Source organism: Brachybacterium sacelli, from assembly GCF_017876545.1.
Classification (GTDB): Bacteria; Actinomycetota; Actinomycetes; order Actinomycetales; family Dermabacteraceae; genus Brachybacterium; species Brachybacterium sacelli.
This window is the reverse complement of record NZ_JAGIOD010000001.1, coordinates 2,827,913-2,843,398: the sequence shown is the minus strand read 5'-3', so window position 1 is coordinate 2,843,398 and position 15,486 is coordinate 2,827,913. Positions and strand designations below refer to the sequence as shown.

Annotated in this window: 10 protein-coding genes; 3 read left to right on the top strand and 7 right to left on the bottom strand. The window is 70.7% G+C overall.

Going from position 1 to position 15,486, the window contains the following annotated elements:
* Positions 1-101 precede the first annotated feature (101 nt).
* Positions 102-1,910, bottom strand: coding sequence for an aspartate--tRNA ligase (aspS, locus tag JOF43_RS12830; protein WP_209902549.1), 1,809 nt, complete (start codon positions 1,908-1,910; stop codon positions 102-104).
* 320 nt (positions 1,911-2,230) lie between these two features.
* Here aspS and JOF43_RS12825 point away from each other — a divergent pair, with 320 nt between their 5' ends.
* Complete coding sequence (locus tag JOF43_RS12825) at positions 2,231-4,114, top strand: DEAD/DEAH box helicase (protein WP_209902547.1); 1,884 nt, start codon at positions 2,231-2,233, stop codon at positions 4,112-4,114.
* A 129-nt stretch (positions 4,115-4,243) separates the two neighbouring features.
* On the opposite strand, the gene trxA is transcribed toward JOF43_RS12825, so the two are convergent.
* Together trxA and hisS are read right to left on the bottom strand one after the other, a co-directional pair.
* Positions 4,244-4,615, bottom strand: a complete 372-nt coding sequence (gene trxA / locus JOF43_RS12820) for a thioredoxin (protein ID WP_209902545.1) — start codon at positions 4,613-4,615, stop codon at positions 4,244-4,246.
* A gap of 91 nt (positions 4,616-4,706) precedes the next feature.
* Positions 4,707-6,089: a histidine--tRNA ligase gene (gene hisS / locus JOF43_RS12815; RefSeq protein WP_209902544.1), complete on the bottom strand. Its 1,383-nt coding sequence runs from the start codon at positions 6,087-6,089 to the stop codon at positions 4,707-4,709.
* A gap of 229 nt (positions 6,090-6,318) precedes the next feature.
* On the opposite strand from hisS, the gene JOF43_RS12810 reads away from it, so the two are divergent.
* Entirely contained in the window at positions 6,319-8,199 is a 1,881-nt protein-coding gene (locus JOF43_RS12810) for a DUF349 domain-containing protein (RefSeq protein WP_342592175.1), read from the top strand.
* Positions 8,200-8,313: 114 nt separating this feature from the next.
* Positions 8,314-9,000, top strand: coding sequence for a hypothetical protein (locus tag JOF43_RS12805; protein WP_245354107.1), 687 nt, complete (start codon positions 8,314-8,316; stop codon positions 8,998-9,000).
* Between the two features lie 39 nt (positions 9,001-9,039).
* On the opposite strand, the gene JOF43_RS12800 is transcribed toward JOF43_RS12805, so the two are convergent.
* The 4 genes from JOF43_RS12800 to secD all read right to left on the bottom strand — a co-directional run bounded on the left by JOF43_RS12800 (position 9,040) and on the right by secD (position 15,428).
* Complete coding sequence (locus JOF43_RS12800; protein WP_342592174.1) at positions 9,040-11,388, bottom strand: RelA/SpoT family protein; 2,349 nt, start codon at positions 11,386-11,388, stop codon at positions 9,040-9,042.
* A gap of 157 nt (positions 11,389-11,545) precedes the next feature.
* Complete coding sequence (locus JOF43_RS12795; RefSeq protein ID WP_209902540.1) at positions 11,546-12,097, bottom strand: adenine phosphoribosyltransferase; 552 nt, start codon at positions 12,095-12,097, stop codon at positions 11,546-11,548.
* Positions 12,094-13,530 (bottom strand): protein translocase subunit SecF, encoded by a 1,437-nt coding sequence (secF, locus tag JOF43_RS12790; protein WP_209902538.1) that lies wholly within the window; start codon positions 13,528-13,530, stop codon positions 12,094-12,096. Before secF ends, JOF43_RS12795 begins: the two co-directional genes overlap by 4 nt.
* Positions 13,527-15,428, bottom strand: a complete 1,902-nt coding sequence (secD, locus tag JOF43_RS12785; RefSeq protein ID WP_209902536.1) for a protein translocase subunit SecD — start codon at positions 15,426-15,428, stop codon at positions 13,527-13,529. The genes secF and secD overlap by 4 nt, the downstream gene beginning before the upstream one ends.
* Between the last annotated feature and the right edge of the window lie 58 nt (positions 15,429-15,486).

Genomic DNA, 15,486 nt, shown 5'->3' with positions numbered 1-15,486 from the left:
GCCGTTCGCCCTTGACGCTCCGCCCCGACCGCCTTCGGCCCCGGGACCACGAGAACAGCCCCCGCGAACTCTCGCGGGGGCTGTTCTGCGGTGCGGGAGGCTCAGGCGGTCGCGGTGTCCTCGGCGGTCTTCTCCGCCGCGTCGGCCCCGTCCTGCCGTGCCGGCTTCGCGTCGACGCCGGCCTCCTTGCGCTGCTGGGGGGTGATCGGCGCCGGAGCGGCCGTCAGGGGGTCGTAGCCGTTGCCCGTCTTGGGGAAGGCGATCACCTCGCGGATGGACTCCTCCCCGGCCAGCAGGGCGACGATGCGGTCCCAGCCGAAGGCGATGCCGCCGTGCGGCGGGGCGCCGAACTGGAAGGCGTCCAGCAGGAAGCCGAACTTCTCCTGCGCCTCCTCCTGCCCGATGCCCATGACCTCGAACACCCGCTGCTGGACGGACTGGTCGTGGATACGGATCGATCCGCCGCCGATCTCGTTGCCGTTGCAGACGATGTCGTAGGCGTAGGCGAGGGCCGAGGCCGGGTCGGAGTCGAAGGTGTCCATGAACTCGGGCTTGGGAGAGGTGAAGGCGTGGTGGACCGCGGTCCACGCCCCCGCCCCCACGGCGACGTCCCCGGCGGCGCGAGCCTCCGCGGCGGGCTCGAACATCGGCGCGTCCACGACCCACACGAAGGCGAAGGCGTCGTGGTCGATCAGGCCGAGTCGCTCGGCGATCTCGCCGCGGGCCGCTCCCAGCAGGGCGCGGGAGGACTTCGCGTCCCCGGCCGCGAAGAAGATGCAGTCCCCGCGGGCGGCACCGGTCGCCTCGAGCAGTCCGTCCTTCTCCGTCTCGGAGATGTTCTTGGAGACCGGCCCGGTCAGGGTGCCGTCGTCCTGGACCAGCACGTAGGCGAGGCCCTTGGCGCCGCGCTGCTTTGCCCAGTCCTGCCAGGCGTCGAGCTGACGGCGCGGCTGGGAGGCTCCGCCGGCCATGACGACCGCACCGACGTAGGGGGCCTGGAAGACGCGGAACGGGGTGTCGGAGAAGTACTCGGTCATCTCGACCAGCTCGAGGTCGAAGCGCAGGTCCGGCTTGTCGGAGCCGTAGCGGCGCATCGACTCGGCGTAGGTGATGCGCGGGAAGGGTCCGGCGATCCGGTGCCCGCCCTTGGCCCACACGGCGGCGAGGATCTCCTCGGCCAGCACGATGACGTCCTCCTGGTCCACGAAGCTCATCTCGACGTCGAGCTGGGTGAACTCGGGCTGGCGGTCGGCGCGGAAATCCTCGTCGCGGTAGCAGCGGGCGAGCTGGAAGTACTTCTCGACGCCGCCGACCATCAGCAGCTGCTTGAACAGCTGGGGCGACTGCGGCAGCGCGTACCAGGAGCCGGGTGCCAGACGCGCGGGCACCAAGAAGTCGCGGGCACCCTCCGGGGTGGAACGGGTCAGCGTCGGCGTCTCGACCTCCACGAAGTCCTGGTCGAGGAGGGTGTCACGGGCGGCGCGGTTGACCTCGGAGCGCAGGCGCAGCGCGGCCGCGGGGCCCTGACGGCGCAGGTCCAGGTAGCGGTAGCGCAGTCGCGCCTCCTCGCCGACCTCGGAGTGCTCATCGAGCTGGAACGGCAGCGGTGCGGAGCTGCTCAGCACCTCCACGCCGTCGGCGGTGACCTCGACCTCGCCGGTCGGCAGCAGGGAGTTCTCGTTGCCCTCGGGGCGACGGCCCACCGTGCCGACGACGCGCAGCACGTACTCGTTGCGCAGGTGCATCGCCTCGTCCTCGCGGACCACGACCTGGGCGACGCCGCTCGCGTCGCGCAGATCGAGGAAGGTCACGCCTCCGTGGTCACGGCGGCGGCCGATCCAGCCGGTGAGGGTGACGGTCTGTCCGATGTGCTCCGGGCGGAGCGCGCCGGCGGAATGAGTGCGCAGCACGAGGTGTCCTTCACGGTGAGTGGTGGCGGGCGCGAGCCCCTCGGATCGCCGGGGCGGACGGGGACGTCGAAGCCCGTGGGCGTGGATCCACCAGCCTACCGCCCGACGTGTGCGATCTCGCGCACGCTCCTCTATCGATGGGCTCCTCGGACACGTAGAGTCTGTACTTGTCCGACCTGCGCACTTGCAGGTCCTTCGAGCCCATTTGTCGCTCGAGCTGCGCTGTTCACACCGCGGAAGTCTCATATCGCGACCTGCCAGGGCACATACGCCCTGCGACTTGCGAGGGCTGTTGAACTCTCCCACCCTCCAAGGACGCCATGACTGACACCGCCCCTGCCCAGAATCTCGTATCCGGCGCGGAGACCCGCGACCCCGACGCCCCTGCGTCGGCCCCTGAGGCGACCGCCCCGGCCGAGCCGGCGGCGCAGCCCGCCGAGGCCGAGCCGAGCTTCGACGACATCGATCTGCCGGCGCCCTTGCGCCGAGCGGTCGACGAGCTGGGATTCACCCGTCCCTCCGCGATCCAGTCCCGCGCGATCCCGGCGCTGCTCGCCGGCCGTGACGTGATCGGTGTCGCACAGACCGGCACCGGCAAGACCGCCGCCTTCGGTCTGCCGCTGCTGGCGGCCATCGATCCCGACCTGCGGGAGGTGCAGTCCCTGGTGCTCGCGCCGACCCGCGAGCTGGCCATGCAGGTCGCCGACGCGATCTCGTCCTTCGCGACCGCGATCGGCGGTCTGGACGTCCTCGCCGTCTACGGCGGCTCCCCGTACGGCCCGCAGGAGCGTGCGCTCGCCCGCGGGGCGCAGGTGGTCGTCGGCACCCCGGGCCGCGTCATGGACCACATGCGGCGCACCAATCTGCGCCTGGACACCATCCGCGTCGCGGTCCTCGACGAGGCCGACGAGATGCTGCGGATGGGCTTCGCGGAGGACGTCGAGGAGATCCTCTCCCACACCCCCACCAGCCGGCAGGTCGCACTGTTCTCCGCGACCATGCCTTCGGCCATCCAGAAGGTCGCCCAGGACCACATGAAGGACCCGGTGCGGGTCAGCGTGAGCCCACAGTCCTCCACGGTCAAGAGCGTGCACCAGACCTATGCCGTGGTGCCCTTCAAGCACCGCACCGGCGCCCTGGCCCGGGTGCTCGCCACCTCGGAGGCGGAGGCCGCGATCGTGTTCGTGCGCACCCGTGCCGCGGCCGAGGAGATCGGCACCGCCCTGCTCTCGCGCGGCCTGATCGCCGCCTCCATCAGTGGTGACGTGCCGCAGAAGGAGCGCGAGAAGATCGTCGAGCGCCTGCGGGACGGTTCGCTGCAGGTGCTCGTGGCGACCGACGTGGCCGCCCGCGGTCTGGACGTCGAGCGCATCGGCCTGGTCGTGAACTTCGATGTGCCGCGCGAGCCCGAGGCGTACGTCCACCGCGTGGGTCGCACCGGCCGCGCCGGACGCTCCGGCGAGGCGCTGACGTTCATCGGCCCGCACGAGCGCCGCGCCCTGAAGAACATCGAGCGCGCCACCAAGCAGACGCTCGAGGAAGCGGTCATCCCCTCGCCCCGCGACGTGTCCAAGCACCGCCTGGCTGCGCTGCTCACGAAGGTCCCGGAGCGGATCGAGCGCGGACGCCTCGAGCTGTACCGAGAGCTGATCAGCGAATTCGTCGCCGAGAACGACATCGATCCGCTCGAGCTCGCCGCCGTGCTGGGCGCCATGACCGTCGGCGACGACGGCCCCGGCACCCCCACCGAGGACGAGGAGTTCACCGGCGCCACCCTCAAGAACGATGACCGCGGGCAGGCCGAGCGCGGTCCTCGCGGCGGGGGCGGGCAGACCGAGCGGGGCTACACCTCGTACCGCATCGGCGTGGGCCACACCCATGGGGCGCGGCCGCCGGGGATCGTCGGTGCCATCACCGGTGAGGGCGGCCTGAACGGCAAGGACGTGGGCAAGATCCAGATCTTCCCGAGCTTCGCGCTGGTGCAGATCCGCGGCTCCCTGGACGAGGAGCAGAAGGCCCGCATCTCGAAGGCGAAGGTCGGCGGTCGTTCTCTGCGCATCAGCGAGGACCAGGGCCCCCGCGGCGGCGGCCAGGGCGGCGGACGCCGAGACGGCGAGCGTCCGTGGCGTCGTGGCAACGAACGTCCCCGCCGTGACGAGGGCGGCCGCTTCGACGCGAAGCGGAAGGGTGCCCGCCACTCCTGATCCGCGTCGAGGACCCTCGCGACAGCGAAAGGCCCCGTCCCCGAGCGATCGGGGGCGGGGCCTTCTTCGAGGTCTCTCGACCTCACACGGCGTCGGTCGGACTCAGCGACCTGCCGGAGCTCCTGCCGTTCAGGCCTGCTCCTTCGCCTGCGCCTCGGCGTAGGCCGTGCGGACCTCGTCCATGTCCAGGTTGCGGACCTGGCCGATGAGGTCCTCCAGCGCGGACTGCGGAAGGGCGCCGGCCTGCGAGAAGACCGGGATGCCCTCGCGGTAGGCGACCAGGGTCGGGATGGAGGTCACGCCATAGCGCATGGCCAGATCCTGCTGGTCCTCGGTGTCGACCTTGGCGAAGGTGACGTCCTCGTGGGTCTCCGAGGACTCCTCGAAGATGGGGGCGAAGCGCTGGCACGGCACGCACCAGCCCGCCCAGAAGTCGATCAGGACGATGCCGTCCTCGACGGTCTTGTCGTGGTTCTCTGAGTTCAGGGTGACGGTAGCCATGACCCCTGGAACGCTGCCCCGTCCGGGATCATTCCCCGGACGGGGCGGTGTGACTCACCTCATCCATGCCCACCGAGACTCGTCCCCGCGGTCAGATAGCGCTCTCGCCGCCGCCACCGGGGAGGATCCGCACGTTGCGGTCTTCCGCCGGCGGCTCCCACGTCGCCGGGTCGGCGCTCGCCTGCTCACCGGTGCGGATGTCCTTGACCTCGCCGACTTCCCCCTCCTCCCCCGGGAACCAGACGTAGGGGATCGCGCGACGGTCCGCGTACCGGATCTGCTTGCCGAACTTCGTCGCGGTCGGCGCCACCTCAGTGGCGATCCCCCGGCCGCGCAGTGCGCGGGCGACGGCGTCGCTGAGCGGACGGGACTGCTCGTCGAGGACGGCGACCAGCACGCAGGTCGGGACCGTGCGCGAAGCGTGCGCGAGGTCCGCCGAGAGCATCCGCGAGACCAGCCTGGACAGACCGATCGACAGTCCGACACCGGGGTAGGTGTGCCGATTGTCGGTGGCGAGGGAGTCGTAGCGACCCCCGGAGCAGATGGAGCCCAGGGACTCGTGGCCGGCCACGAAGGTCTCGAACACGGTGCCGGTGTAGTAGTCCAGGCCGCGAGCGATGGAGAGGTCCGCCAGGATCACGCCCGGGACAGCGGCCTCGACCCGCTCCAGCACGGCGGTGAGCTCGGCGATGCCCTGCTCGACCATCTCGCCGCTTCCCCCGAGTTCCCGCACGCGCTCGGCGAAGGAGTCGTCGCGGGTTCGGATCGAGGCGAATTCCAGGCAGGCCCGTGCCTGCTCAGGAGTCGCGCCGGCCTCGGCCAGCAGCAACTCGCGCACGGCGGCGGCGCCGATCTTGGGCAGCTTGTCGAGGCTGCGCAGCACCGCGGCGTGGTCCTCGAGCCCCAGGGACTGGAAGAAGCCCTCCGAGAGACGGCGGGTGTTGGCGTGGACCGTGAACGACGGCAGCGGCAGACGCGAGAGGATCTCGGCCATCACCACGGCGACCTCGGCCTCGATGTGACCAGGCAGGGTGTCCTGGCCGATCACGTCGAGATCGGCCTGGTAGAACTCCCGGAACCGCCCTTCCTGGGGTCGCTCACCGCGCCAGACCTTCTGGATCTGGAAACGCCGCAGCGGGAAAGCCAGGTCGTTCTGGTGCTCGAGGACGTAGCGCGCCAGCGGGACGGTGAGATCGAAGTGCAGTCCGAGTGTGCGCGCGGGATCCGCGCCGGAGTCGTCAGCGGCGTCGGACTCCTCGGCGTGCAGGCGCCGCAGCACGTAGACCTCCTTGTCGATCTCCCCCTTGCGCAGCAGCTGGTCCAGCGGTTCCACGGCGCGCGTCTCGATACCGGAGAAACCGTGGAGCTCGGCCACCTCTCGGAACACGTCGATCACGTGCTGCTCGACGAGACGTTCAGCCGGGAGCCACTCCGGGAATCCGGACAAGCCAGACTTCTTCGGGGTCTTCGCCATGCGGTGCACATCCTTCTCGGGGTCGGCGACGGAAAATGGCCGGGCCCCATTATCCCTGACCTCGGCGTCCGTCGGTCACCCCGGACGGGACGATTCTCGCGCTCTGCTCACGGTAGAGTTCCGGGACGTGGTCCGCCCCGTTCCCGGGGCGCGCCTGCGTGCCAGCCCGGCCGCCGATCGTGGCGGCAGTGTCCCGCCCTGCAGCGGATCCCTTCGAAGGAGCTCAATCGTGAGCGAGTCCGAGACTCCCCTCCCCGCGTCGCATCCCGCCGATCAGTCCTCTGATCAGGCCACCGACCAGTCCCCTGCCCCTGCGCAGTCCGCACTCGACGAGTCGTCGATGTCCGATGAGCAGCCCTCGCCCTCAGAGCAGACCGTGCCTGACGAGCAGGCATCGGCCGTGGAGCAAGCGTCGGCCGTGCCCGACGAGCAGTCCGTGCCCGCCGACGCCGCGTCCGTCGACCCGGAGAGCCCGGCGGACGCCTCAGAGGCGCGGCGCCAGGACGGTTCCGAGGCCGACACCCCTTCCGCGACCGCAGCATCCGAGCCCGACGCGACCCCCGCCGAGGCGACCCAGTCACCCGAGCTCGACCCGGCTCCCGAGGCATCGGCCGAGGAACAGCAGACCGCCGATTCCGCCACCGACGGCTCCACGTCGGCGCAGGGCGAGGACACCACCTCGGCCTCGAACGGATCGTCCGAGCCCGCCGCTCCCACCCCGTCACCGCGACCCCGCCCCCATCCGGCACCGGGGCACAAGCCCGGCGTGCCCTCCCCCGCCGCGCTCGCGGGCAAGAAGCCCACCGCCGCCCTGCTTCCGGTGGCCGCCCCGGTCACCGAGTACGACCCGGAGGAGCTGAAGGCCGCCAAGGCGTTCGGGACCGTGGCCGAGGACGGCACCGTCTCCGTCCAGGACGGCACGCAGGTGCGCACCATCGGAACCACCACCGAGGCGGATCACGACCAGGCGCTCGAGCCCTACGCCCGTGGCTACCTGGATCTGGTCGCCTTCCTCGATCTCACCCAGACCACGCTCAACGCGCCGGAGCACACGCAGAACGAGCTCAACCGTCTGCTCGAGAACCTTCGCAAGAACATGAAGGAGCCGCAGGTCGTCGGAGATATCCCGGCTCTGCGCGCCCGCGCGCACGATCTGCGCGAGAACGCCAAGGGCAAGATCCAGGCCCTCGAGGCGAAGCGAGCCGAGGCGCGCGAGGAGGCAACGCGTCGGCGCACCGAGTTCGTCGAGTCGATCGAGGCGCTGGTCGCCACCGATCCCGAGCAGCTCTCCTGGAAGAACGCCGGGGAGACCATGCGCCAGATGGTGCCGAGCTGGAAGGCGATGCAGACCGAGGACGTCTCCCTGGACCGCCCCACCGAGGAGGCCCTCTGGAAGCGGCTCTCGGCCGCCCGCTCCACCTTCGATCGGATGCGCAAGCAGTTCTTCTCCCAGCTCGACGAGAAGCACACCGAGGCGGCCGACATCAAGGAGACCCTCATCGCCCGCGCCGAGGAGATGCAGGACTCCACCGACTGGGGGCCGACGGTCCGGGCCTACAAGGACCTGATGGGCGAGTGGCGCCGTGCCCCGCGCGGGAGCCGCAAGAAGGACGACGCCCAGTGGAAGCGGTTCAAGGCCGCCCAGGACCGCTTCTTCGATGCCCGCAATGCCGACCTCCACCAGCTCGAGGCGGAACAGCGCGAGAACCTCCAGGTCAAGGAGGCGCTGTTGGAGGAGGCCGAGACCATCGACCCGAGCCAGGATCTCGACGCCGCCAAGACCTCGCTGCGCTCGATCCAGGACCGCTGGGAGGAGGCCGGCAAGGTGCCCCGCGCGGACATGCGCCGCGTCGACGACCGGCTGCGCAAGGTCGAGCGCTCCGTGAAGGATGCCGAGCAGGACGAGTGGCGCCGCACCGACCCCCGCACCCGAGCCCGGGTCGAGGGCGCTTCCTCGCAGCTGCACTCTGCGATCGCCTCGTACGAGGAGGATCTCGAGAAGGCCCGTGCCACCGGCGATCCCTCGAAGATCGCCGAGGCGGAGACCGCCCTCGAGGCACGCAAGCAGTGGCTGGCAGTGATCGAAAGGTCCGCCCGCGACCTCGGCTGACCCTCGGCCGGAGGCGCACCGCGTCCCCCTTCCATCGGTCCTCCACCGCCCCGCCCGTCCACAGTGACGGGCGGGGCGATTGCCGTCCGGGCCCGCGCAGGTCAGAGTCGGTGCATGAGCCCTTCGAGTGCCGCGACCGGGTCGCCGCGTCGCGGCCGCTCTCGGTGGCGCCGCGCCCTGGATCCACCTCCGCCGCCCCCGCGTACGGGATTGTGCGCGGCCTGGTCGCACCACGCCGCCGAGCTCGCCGTGCCGATCGGGGCGAGCCTCCAGCGGTGGGAGGAGAATCCCTCGACCTGGGCGATGGTCCAGGAGCAGCTGCTCGCGCGGCTGCTGCCCGGGATCTTCCTGCCTCCGGATCTGCTGGGCACTGCCGTGCACAGAGCCCTCGCCCTGGGCTGCGCGCTGGGCGGGCAGCTGCAGTCGTATCACGTGATCGCCGGGCCGTCGGCGGCCTGGGTCCTGCTCGGGGGCTCTCCCCCGGCCCCCGCGGAGCTGCTCACGAGCGCGCACCGGGACTCGATCCTCGGGGCGACGGTGCGGACTGCGCGACTGCATCCCCACGAGGTCGAGACGATCGGCGGGGCACCGGTGACGGCACCGTTGCGCACCGCGGTCGACCTGCTGCGATTCTGCCCGGACCGCGTCGCGGAACCGGCGCTGCGTGGCCTGGTCGACAGCGGGCACGTCACCGAGCCTGAGATCCGGCGCCGTGTGGCGCGGATGGGGCGTCACCCCGGCGCGAGGACGGCGAAGGAACGAGTGGAGGAGCTGCTCGGAGAGCACCTGCCGGCAGCCTGATCACTGCTGGGGAGGAGCCCGCCCGGGCCGGCGCGGCTCTCAGCTGACGGTGAGCGGCTCGGAGGTGCCCACGGGCTTGCCATCGGCCGTGACCCGGTACACGTCGTAGACGCCCTCGACCCGACGGACCTGGGCCAGCACGGACTGCAGGTGGGACGGATCGGCGAGCTCGAAGGAGAAGAAGGTCGTGGCGAGGCGGTCGGTGTTCGACTGCGCAGCCGCGGAATAGAGGTTGACCTGCTGCTCGGAGATCACCAGGGCGAGGTCGGTGAGCAGCCGCGGGCGGTCGAGGGCTTCGACCTTGATGTGCACGAGGTAGGCGGTCGAATGCCGGCCGGACCATGCCACCTCCACCATCCGATCCGGCTGCTGCTCCTGCAGCTGGATCGCGTTGGAGCAGCTGGTGTGGTGCACGGAGATGCCGGAGCCGCGGGTGATGAAGCCGACGATCGGGTCGCCCGGGACCGGGGCGCAGCACTTGGCCAGTTTGACCCACAGATCGGTCTGCCCGTCGACGATCACGCCCTGGTCGGTCTCCGAGGTATGACGCTCCGAGCGCGTGGGGCGGGAGCGTGCCCGGGAGGGCAGCGTCATCTCCGCCACGTCCTCCTCGGCGCCGTCCGAGCCGCCGAAGACCGCCCGCAGCTTCTCCACCACGTGCTGGGCACCGGTGTGCCTCTCGCCGATCGAGGTGTAGAGCGCGTCCACCGAAGGGAGATTCAGGTCCGTGGCCACGGTGGCGAGCGTGTCGTGCGTGAGCAGACGCCGCATCGGCAGGTCCTGACGCCGCAAGGCCTTGGCGAGGTCCTCCTTGCCCCGCTCGAGCGCCTCCTCGCGCCGCTCCTTGGAGAACCAGTGCCGGATCTTGTTGCGCGCCCGCGGGGACTTCACGAAACCCAGCCAGTCCCGGCTGGGTCCGGCGTCCGGGGACTTCGAGGTGAACACCTCCACCACGTCCCCCGTGGCCAGCGCGGACTCCAGGGACACCAGGCGTCCGTTGACGCGGGCGCCGATCGTGCGGTGCCCGACCTCGGTGTGGACGGAGTAGGCGAAATCGACCGGGGTGGACCCCTGCGGGAGGGCGAGCACGTCCCCCTTCGGCGTGAAGACGTACACCTCCTGGGTGTTGATCTCGAAACGCAGCGAGTCCAGGAACTCGCCGGAATCGGTGGTCTCCTTCTGCCAGTCCATGAGCTGGCGCAGCCAGGCCGCCTCGTTGGCGCCGGGCCCCGTCTCCCCACCGGTCGTTCCCGCCATCGCCTTGTACTTCCAGTGGGCGGCGACGCCGTACTCCGCCCGACGGTGCATCTCCGTGGTGCGGATCTGCACCTCGACCGGCTTCCCGGTTGGGCCGATGACCGTGGTGTGCAGCGACTGATACAGGTTGAACTTCGGCAGCGCGATGTAGTCCTTGAAGCGGCCCTGCACCGGGGACCAGCGCGCATGCAGCGTGCCGAGCACGCCGTAGCAGTCGCGGACCGTGTCGACCAGCACCCGCACCCCGACCAGGTCGTAGATGTCCGCGAAGTCGCGGCCGCGCACGATCATCTTCTGGTAGATGGAGTAGTAATGCTTGGGACGGCCGGTGACCTCGGCCTTGATCTTCGCCTTCTTGAGGTCGTCCAGGATCTGCGAGGACACCGTCTTGAGGTACTGGTCGCGGGCCGGGGCGTGCTGGGCCACCAGCGCGACGATCTCCTCGTAGACCTTCGGGTAGAGCACCTGGAACGAGCGGTCCTCGAGCTCCCACTTCATGGTGTTCAGGCCCAGGCGGTGCGCCAGCGGCGCATAGATCTCGAGCGTCTCCTTGGCCTTGCGCTCGGCGGAGGAGGCCGGCACGTACTTCCAGGTACGGGCATTGTGCAGACGGTCGGCGAGCTTGATCAGGAGCACCCGCACGTCGCGGCTCATCGCCACGATCATCTTGCGCACGGTCTCGGCCTGGGCCGCCTCGCCGTAGGTGACCTTGTCGAGCTTCGTCACTCCGTCGACCATCACGGCGATGACCTCGCCGAACTCCTCCCGGAGTCGGTCGAGCGAGTAGTCGGTGTCCTCGACCGTGTCGTGCAGAAGGGCCGCCGCCACCACTTCCGCGGGCGAGCCGAGCTCCGCGAGGATGGTGGCCACCGACACCGGGTGGGTGATGTAGGGGTCCCCGCTCTTGCGCGACTGGCCGCGGTGCGCGCGCTCGGCGACCGTGTACGCGCGCTGGATGAGGGTGAGGCTCTCCTTGGGGCTCACCGCCGACATGGTCTCCAGCAGCGGTGCCAGCAGTGGATCCGTGGTGGTGGCCGAACGCGACGAGAAGAAGGACCGCCGGGAGCGGGGCTTGCGCGGCCCCTGGCTCGGGCCCTTGGTCGGAGCCGGAGTGGGGCTCGACGAACTCACGCCGGAGCGCGACGTGGCGACGTCCGCTCCCGTGCTCTCGGATACGGGCTGCTCCTGCACTGCACACCTCCTTCTCCGGTGCGTCCAGTCTACGCGCGGCGGCGGGGGTCTCCGACGCCGCGCACGCGAGTCGTGCGGGAGCGTCCTGCGGAAGCGATCAGTTCGGGATCGACCAGACGGTCGTCAGCGGGACGTCCGGCAGCTTCCGGCGTCCCTGGAGGCCCTCCAGCTCGATGAGGAACGAGGCCCCCAGCAGCTCGACCCCGAATCTCCGGGTGAGCTCGATCGTGGCCGCGGCGGTCCCCCCGGTGGCCAGCAGGTCGTCGACCACCAGCGTGCGGGCACCCACGGGCAGGGAGTTCTCGGGGATCTGGACGACCGCGCTGCCGTACTCGAGGTCGTATCTCAACGTGGCCGGCGAACCCGGCAGCTTTCCCGCCTTGCGGACGGGGACGAATCCCGCGCCCAGCTCGTACGCCAGCGGCGCGCCCAGCACGAAGCCCCGCGCCTCGGTGCCCACGACGTACTCGATGTCCGCGGGCAACAGGGACATCCAGTACCGGATGACCTCGCGCAGCGCCCCGGCATCCCGCAGCAGCGGGGTGATGTCACGGAACAGCACCCCGGGCGTGGGGAAGTCCGGGTACTCGGCGATGTGGCTCCGGCGCAGATCCTCGATCTGCTCACGGGTGGGCACGGTCTGGCTCACTGGGATGCTTCCCCTCGTCCGGTGCGCCGACGCCGCGAGGTGCGGCGCGGCTGGTGACGAGCGTGCCCGGAGGCTCCCGTCGGGGCCCGCGAGCGGTCCTCCTCCGAGCGGTCCTCGTCCTCGCCCGTGGCCTCTTCCCTGCCCGCAGGGAAGTCGTCGTCCGTGGTCCGCTCCGCGTCGAGGTCGTCCTTCGGGGCCGCGGCATCCGCCCCGTCGGTCGCAGCCCGGTCGAGCTCCTCCCCCGAGGCGGTCTCCTCCGGCGGCGAGGACTCGGGCTCCGGTGCTGCCGCCGCGTCGGCGGCGGGTCCCGCATCGGATGTCGCCGTCGCGTCGGACGCTGCGGTCGAGTCGTCCTGCACGGGCTCCGCCGGCTCCTCGCCCTCGCCCCCGAGCTCGTCCTCGGCCGCCTCGTCGGAGCGATCGACCCGGCGGTCGCCGGCGACGCCTGAGGCCCCTCCGCTGCGTCGGGCCTGCCGGACGGACTCGGTGTGGGCGCGGATCCCCGTCTCCCGGCGGCGCAGGTCCACCAGGAAACCGGGGGCCAGGAAGATCGAGGAGTAGGCCCCCACGAGGATGCCGATGAACAGCGCCAGCGAGATGTCCTTGAGCGTGCCCGCCCCGAGCAGGAAGGCACCGATCGCCAGGATGGATCCCACGGGCAGCAGCGCCACCACGGAGGTGTTGATCGAGCGCACCAGGGTCTGGTTCGCGGCCAGCTCGACCTGATCGGCGTAGGTCGCCCGTGTCTGTCCGGTGAGGTCCGCGGTGTTCTCCCGGACCTTGTCGAAGACGACGATCGTGTCGTACAGCGAGTAGCCCATGACGGTGAGGAAGCCGATCACCGTGCCCGGGGTGATCTCGAAGCCGACCACGCCGTAGACCGCCGCGGTGACCAGCATGTCGTGCACCAGCGCGCCCATGGCCGCGGCCGAGGCCTTCAGGTTGCGGAAGTACACCGCCATCGTGGCGGCGACCAGCACCAGGAACACCACGATGCCGCGGAGCATCTTCTGGGTGATGTCCCCGCTCCAGACCGGTCCGACGAAGGAGGAGGACACGTCGTCGGTGGAGACCCCGTAGGCCTCCGCGAGGTCCCCGGCCAGGGCGGCGGTCTCGGCGGAGTCGAGCTGCTCGGTCTGGACGCGCATGGTGTCCTGGCCGATCACGGTGACCTTGGGCTCGTTGTCCGGCACGTGCTCTCGCACGACGTCACGGGCGGTGCTCTCCTCGGCCGTGGCCACCCCGGCCACCTGGAACTCCGAGCCGCCGGTGAACTCGATCCCGAGGTTCGGCCCGCGCAGCACGGCGAACCCGGCCAGCACCAGCAGCGCGACCAGGCTGATCACGTACCAGGTGCGGCGCCGACCGACGAGCGGGACGGTACGGCGACCCGCATGGAGGTCGTTGCCGAACCGGGAGAATGTCGCGGTCATCGGCTCGTCTCCTCGGGGTCGTCGTCCCTCGTGCCGCCGTCGGGCGCCTCACCGGGGCGTTCCCCTCCCGCGGCTTCCGGTGCCCCCTGGGGGCTCGGGCCCTGTTCGGCGCGTTCGCGCTCGGCCGCGTCCCGAGCCAGGCGCGCCTTGCGGGCGGCCAGCGTCTCGTGGGTCTGCTCACCGTCGTCGACGGTGCTGCGTGCCGCGAGCGAGCGCACCCGTCCGCGCCCCGCATAGGCGGGCACCGAGCGACCGAGCCGGGCCGGGTCGAGGCCGCTCCACGGGTGGCCCTTGCCGAAGAATCTGGTGCGGACCAGCACCTGCAGCACGGGATGGGTGAACAAGAAGACGACCAGCAGGTCGAGCAGCGTGGTCACGCCCAGGACGAAGGCGAAGCCGCGCACGCCGCCGGTGGAGAGCAGGTAGAGCACGACGGCCGCGATCACGTTCACGGCGTCGGAGGCGAGGATGGTCCGTTTCGCACGGTCCCAGCCGTGGTCCACGGCGGCCACGATCCCTCGACCGTCACGGATCTCGTCGCGGACCCTCTCGAAGTACACGATGAAGGAGTCCGCCGTGAAGGCGATCGCGACGATCATGCCCACCACACCGGCCAGCGAGAGCCGGTATCCGATGTCGGGGATGTTCGAGAGCACGGTGAGGGTGGCGTAGGTGAGGAAACCCATGACCAGCAGGCTCGTCATGGTCACGACCGACAGTGCGCGGTACTGGAAGAAGGCGTAGGCCACCACCAGCGCCAGACCGATCAGCCCGGCTATCAGCCCCATCTCGAGCTGGTCGGTGCCCAGCGTGGCCGAGATCTGCTGCTCGGAGGCCACGTTGAACTCGAGCGGCAGTGCGCCGAAGCGCAGCTGGTCCGAGAGCTGGCTCGCCTGCTCCTGGGAGAAGTTCCCGGAGATCGAGGCCTCACCGCCCGTGGAGGGCTCCTGGACCTGCGGGGCGGAGATGACCTGGCCGTCCAGGACGATGCCGAAGGCCGGTGAGCCGCCCTCGCTGTTGTAGAGGGCCGAGGTCATGTCCGCGAAGGACTGCGCCGCGTCCTCCTCGAAGCCCATGTTGACCACGTAGTAGCCGGTGGACTGGCCCGTCGGATTGACGTCGGCCGCCACCGAGGAGCTCGCGATCGAGGAGCCGGCCACGACCTCGGGTCCGAGCAGGTACTTCTGGGAGCCCTCAGGATCACAGGCGACCATGGGTTCGTCCGCGGCGGCGTCGGAGACCTGCTCCTGCTGCGCCCGCGGATCCGTGCAGTCCGCGGACTGCAGCTCCTCCTGGACCTCCGGAGTCACCCAGTCCGTCGACCAGGCGGGATACTTCAGGTCTCCGCCGGCCGCGTCCTGGGGCGGGGCGAGCGAGGAGTCCTCGCTGACCGGCGAGTCGAAATGCTGCTTCGAAGGATCGGCGGGGGTCGAGGAGCTCTCCTCGGACCCCTCCGCTCCGCTGTCCGAGGCTCCGCCGTCGGACGCCCCACCGGCGTCGGAGGCGCCGCCGGCGGCCTCGGGAGCCGCCGCGCCGAGCACGGGTCGGAACGACATCGAGGCGGTCTGCCGCAGAGCCTCGGAGGTCTCCTGATCGAGCTGACCGGGGACGTCGACGACGATGTTCGAGCCGCCCTGGACGCTGATCTCGGTCTCGGAGACACCCATGGCGTTGATGCGCTGGGAGATGATCTGACGAGCCTGCTCCATGGCGGTCGAATCGATCGCCGCACCGTCGCGCGACTCGGCCTGCAGGATGATCTGGGTGCCACCCTCGAGGTCGAGAGCGAGCTTGGGTGCCGGTTCCCAGCCGCCCTTCCAGACTCCGGCGCCGATCCCGCCGCCCAGCAGCAGGATCAGCACCGCGAGAGCCGCGAGGGCAATGCGACGTGCGGGCATGGGGCGAGTTCCTCAGGACGACGGATGGTGTGGGGCGAGCCGGCGGCTCACGACGGCG

What these genes read in the sequence shown, in the direction of transcription:
- JOF43_RS12825 (WP_209902547.1), top strand. Translation starts at nt 2,231, where the DNA reads ATGACTGACACCGCCCCTGCCCAGAATCTCGTATCCGGCGCGGAGACC.
- hisS (WP_209902544.1), bottom strand. Translation starts at nt 6,089, where the DNA reads ATGGCGAAGACCCCGAAGAAGTCTGGCTTGTCCGGATTCCCGGAGTGG.
- secD (WP_209902536.1), bottom strand. Translation starts at nt 15,428, where the DNA reads ATGCCCGCACGTCGCATTGCCCTCGCGGCTCTCGCGGTGCTGATCCTG.
- trxA (WP_209902545.1), bottom strand. Translation starts at nt 4,615, where the DNA reads ATGGCTACCGTCACCCTGAACTCAGAGAACCACGACAAGACCGTCGAG.
- JOF43_RS12805 (WP_245354107.1), top strand. Translation starts at nt 8,314, where the DNA reads ATGAGCCCTTCGAGTGCCGCGACCGGGTCGCCGCGTCGCGGCCGCTCT.
- secF (WP_209902538.1), bottom strand. Translation starts at nt 13,530, where the DNA reads ATGACCGCGACATTCTCCCGGTTCGGCAACGACCTCCATGCGGGTCGC.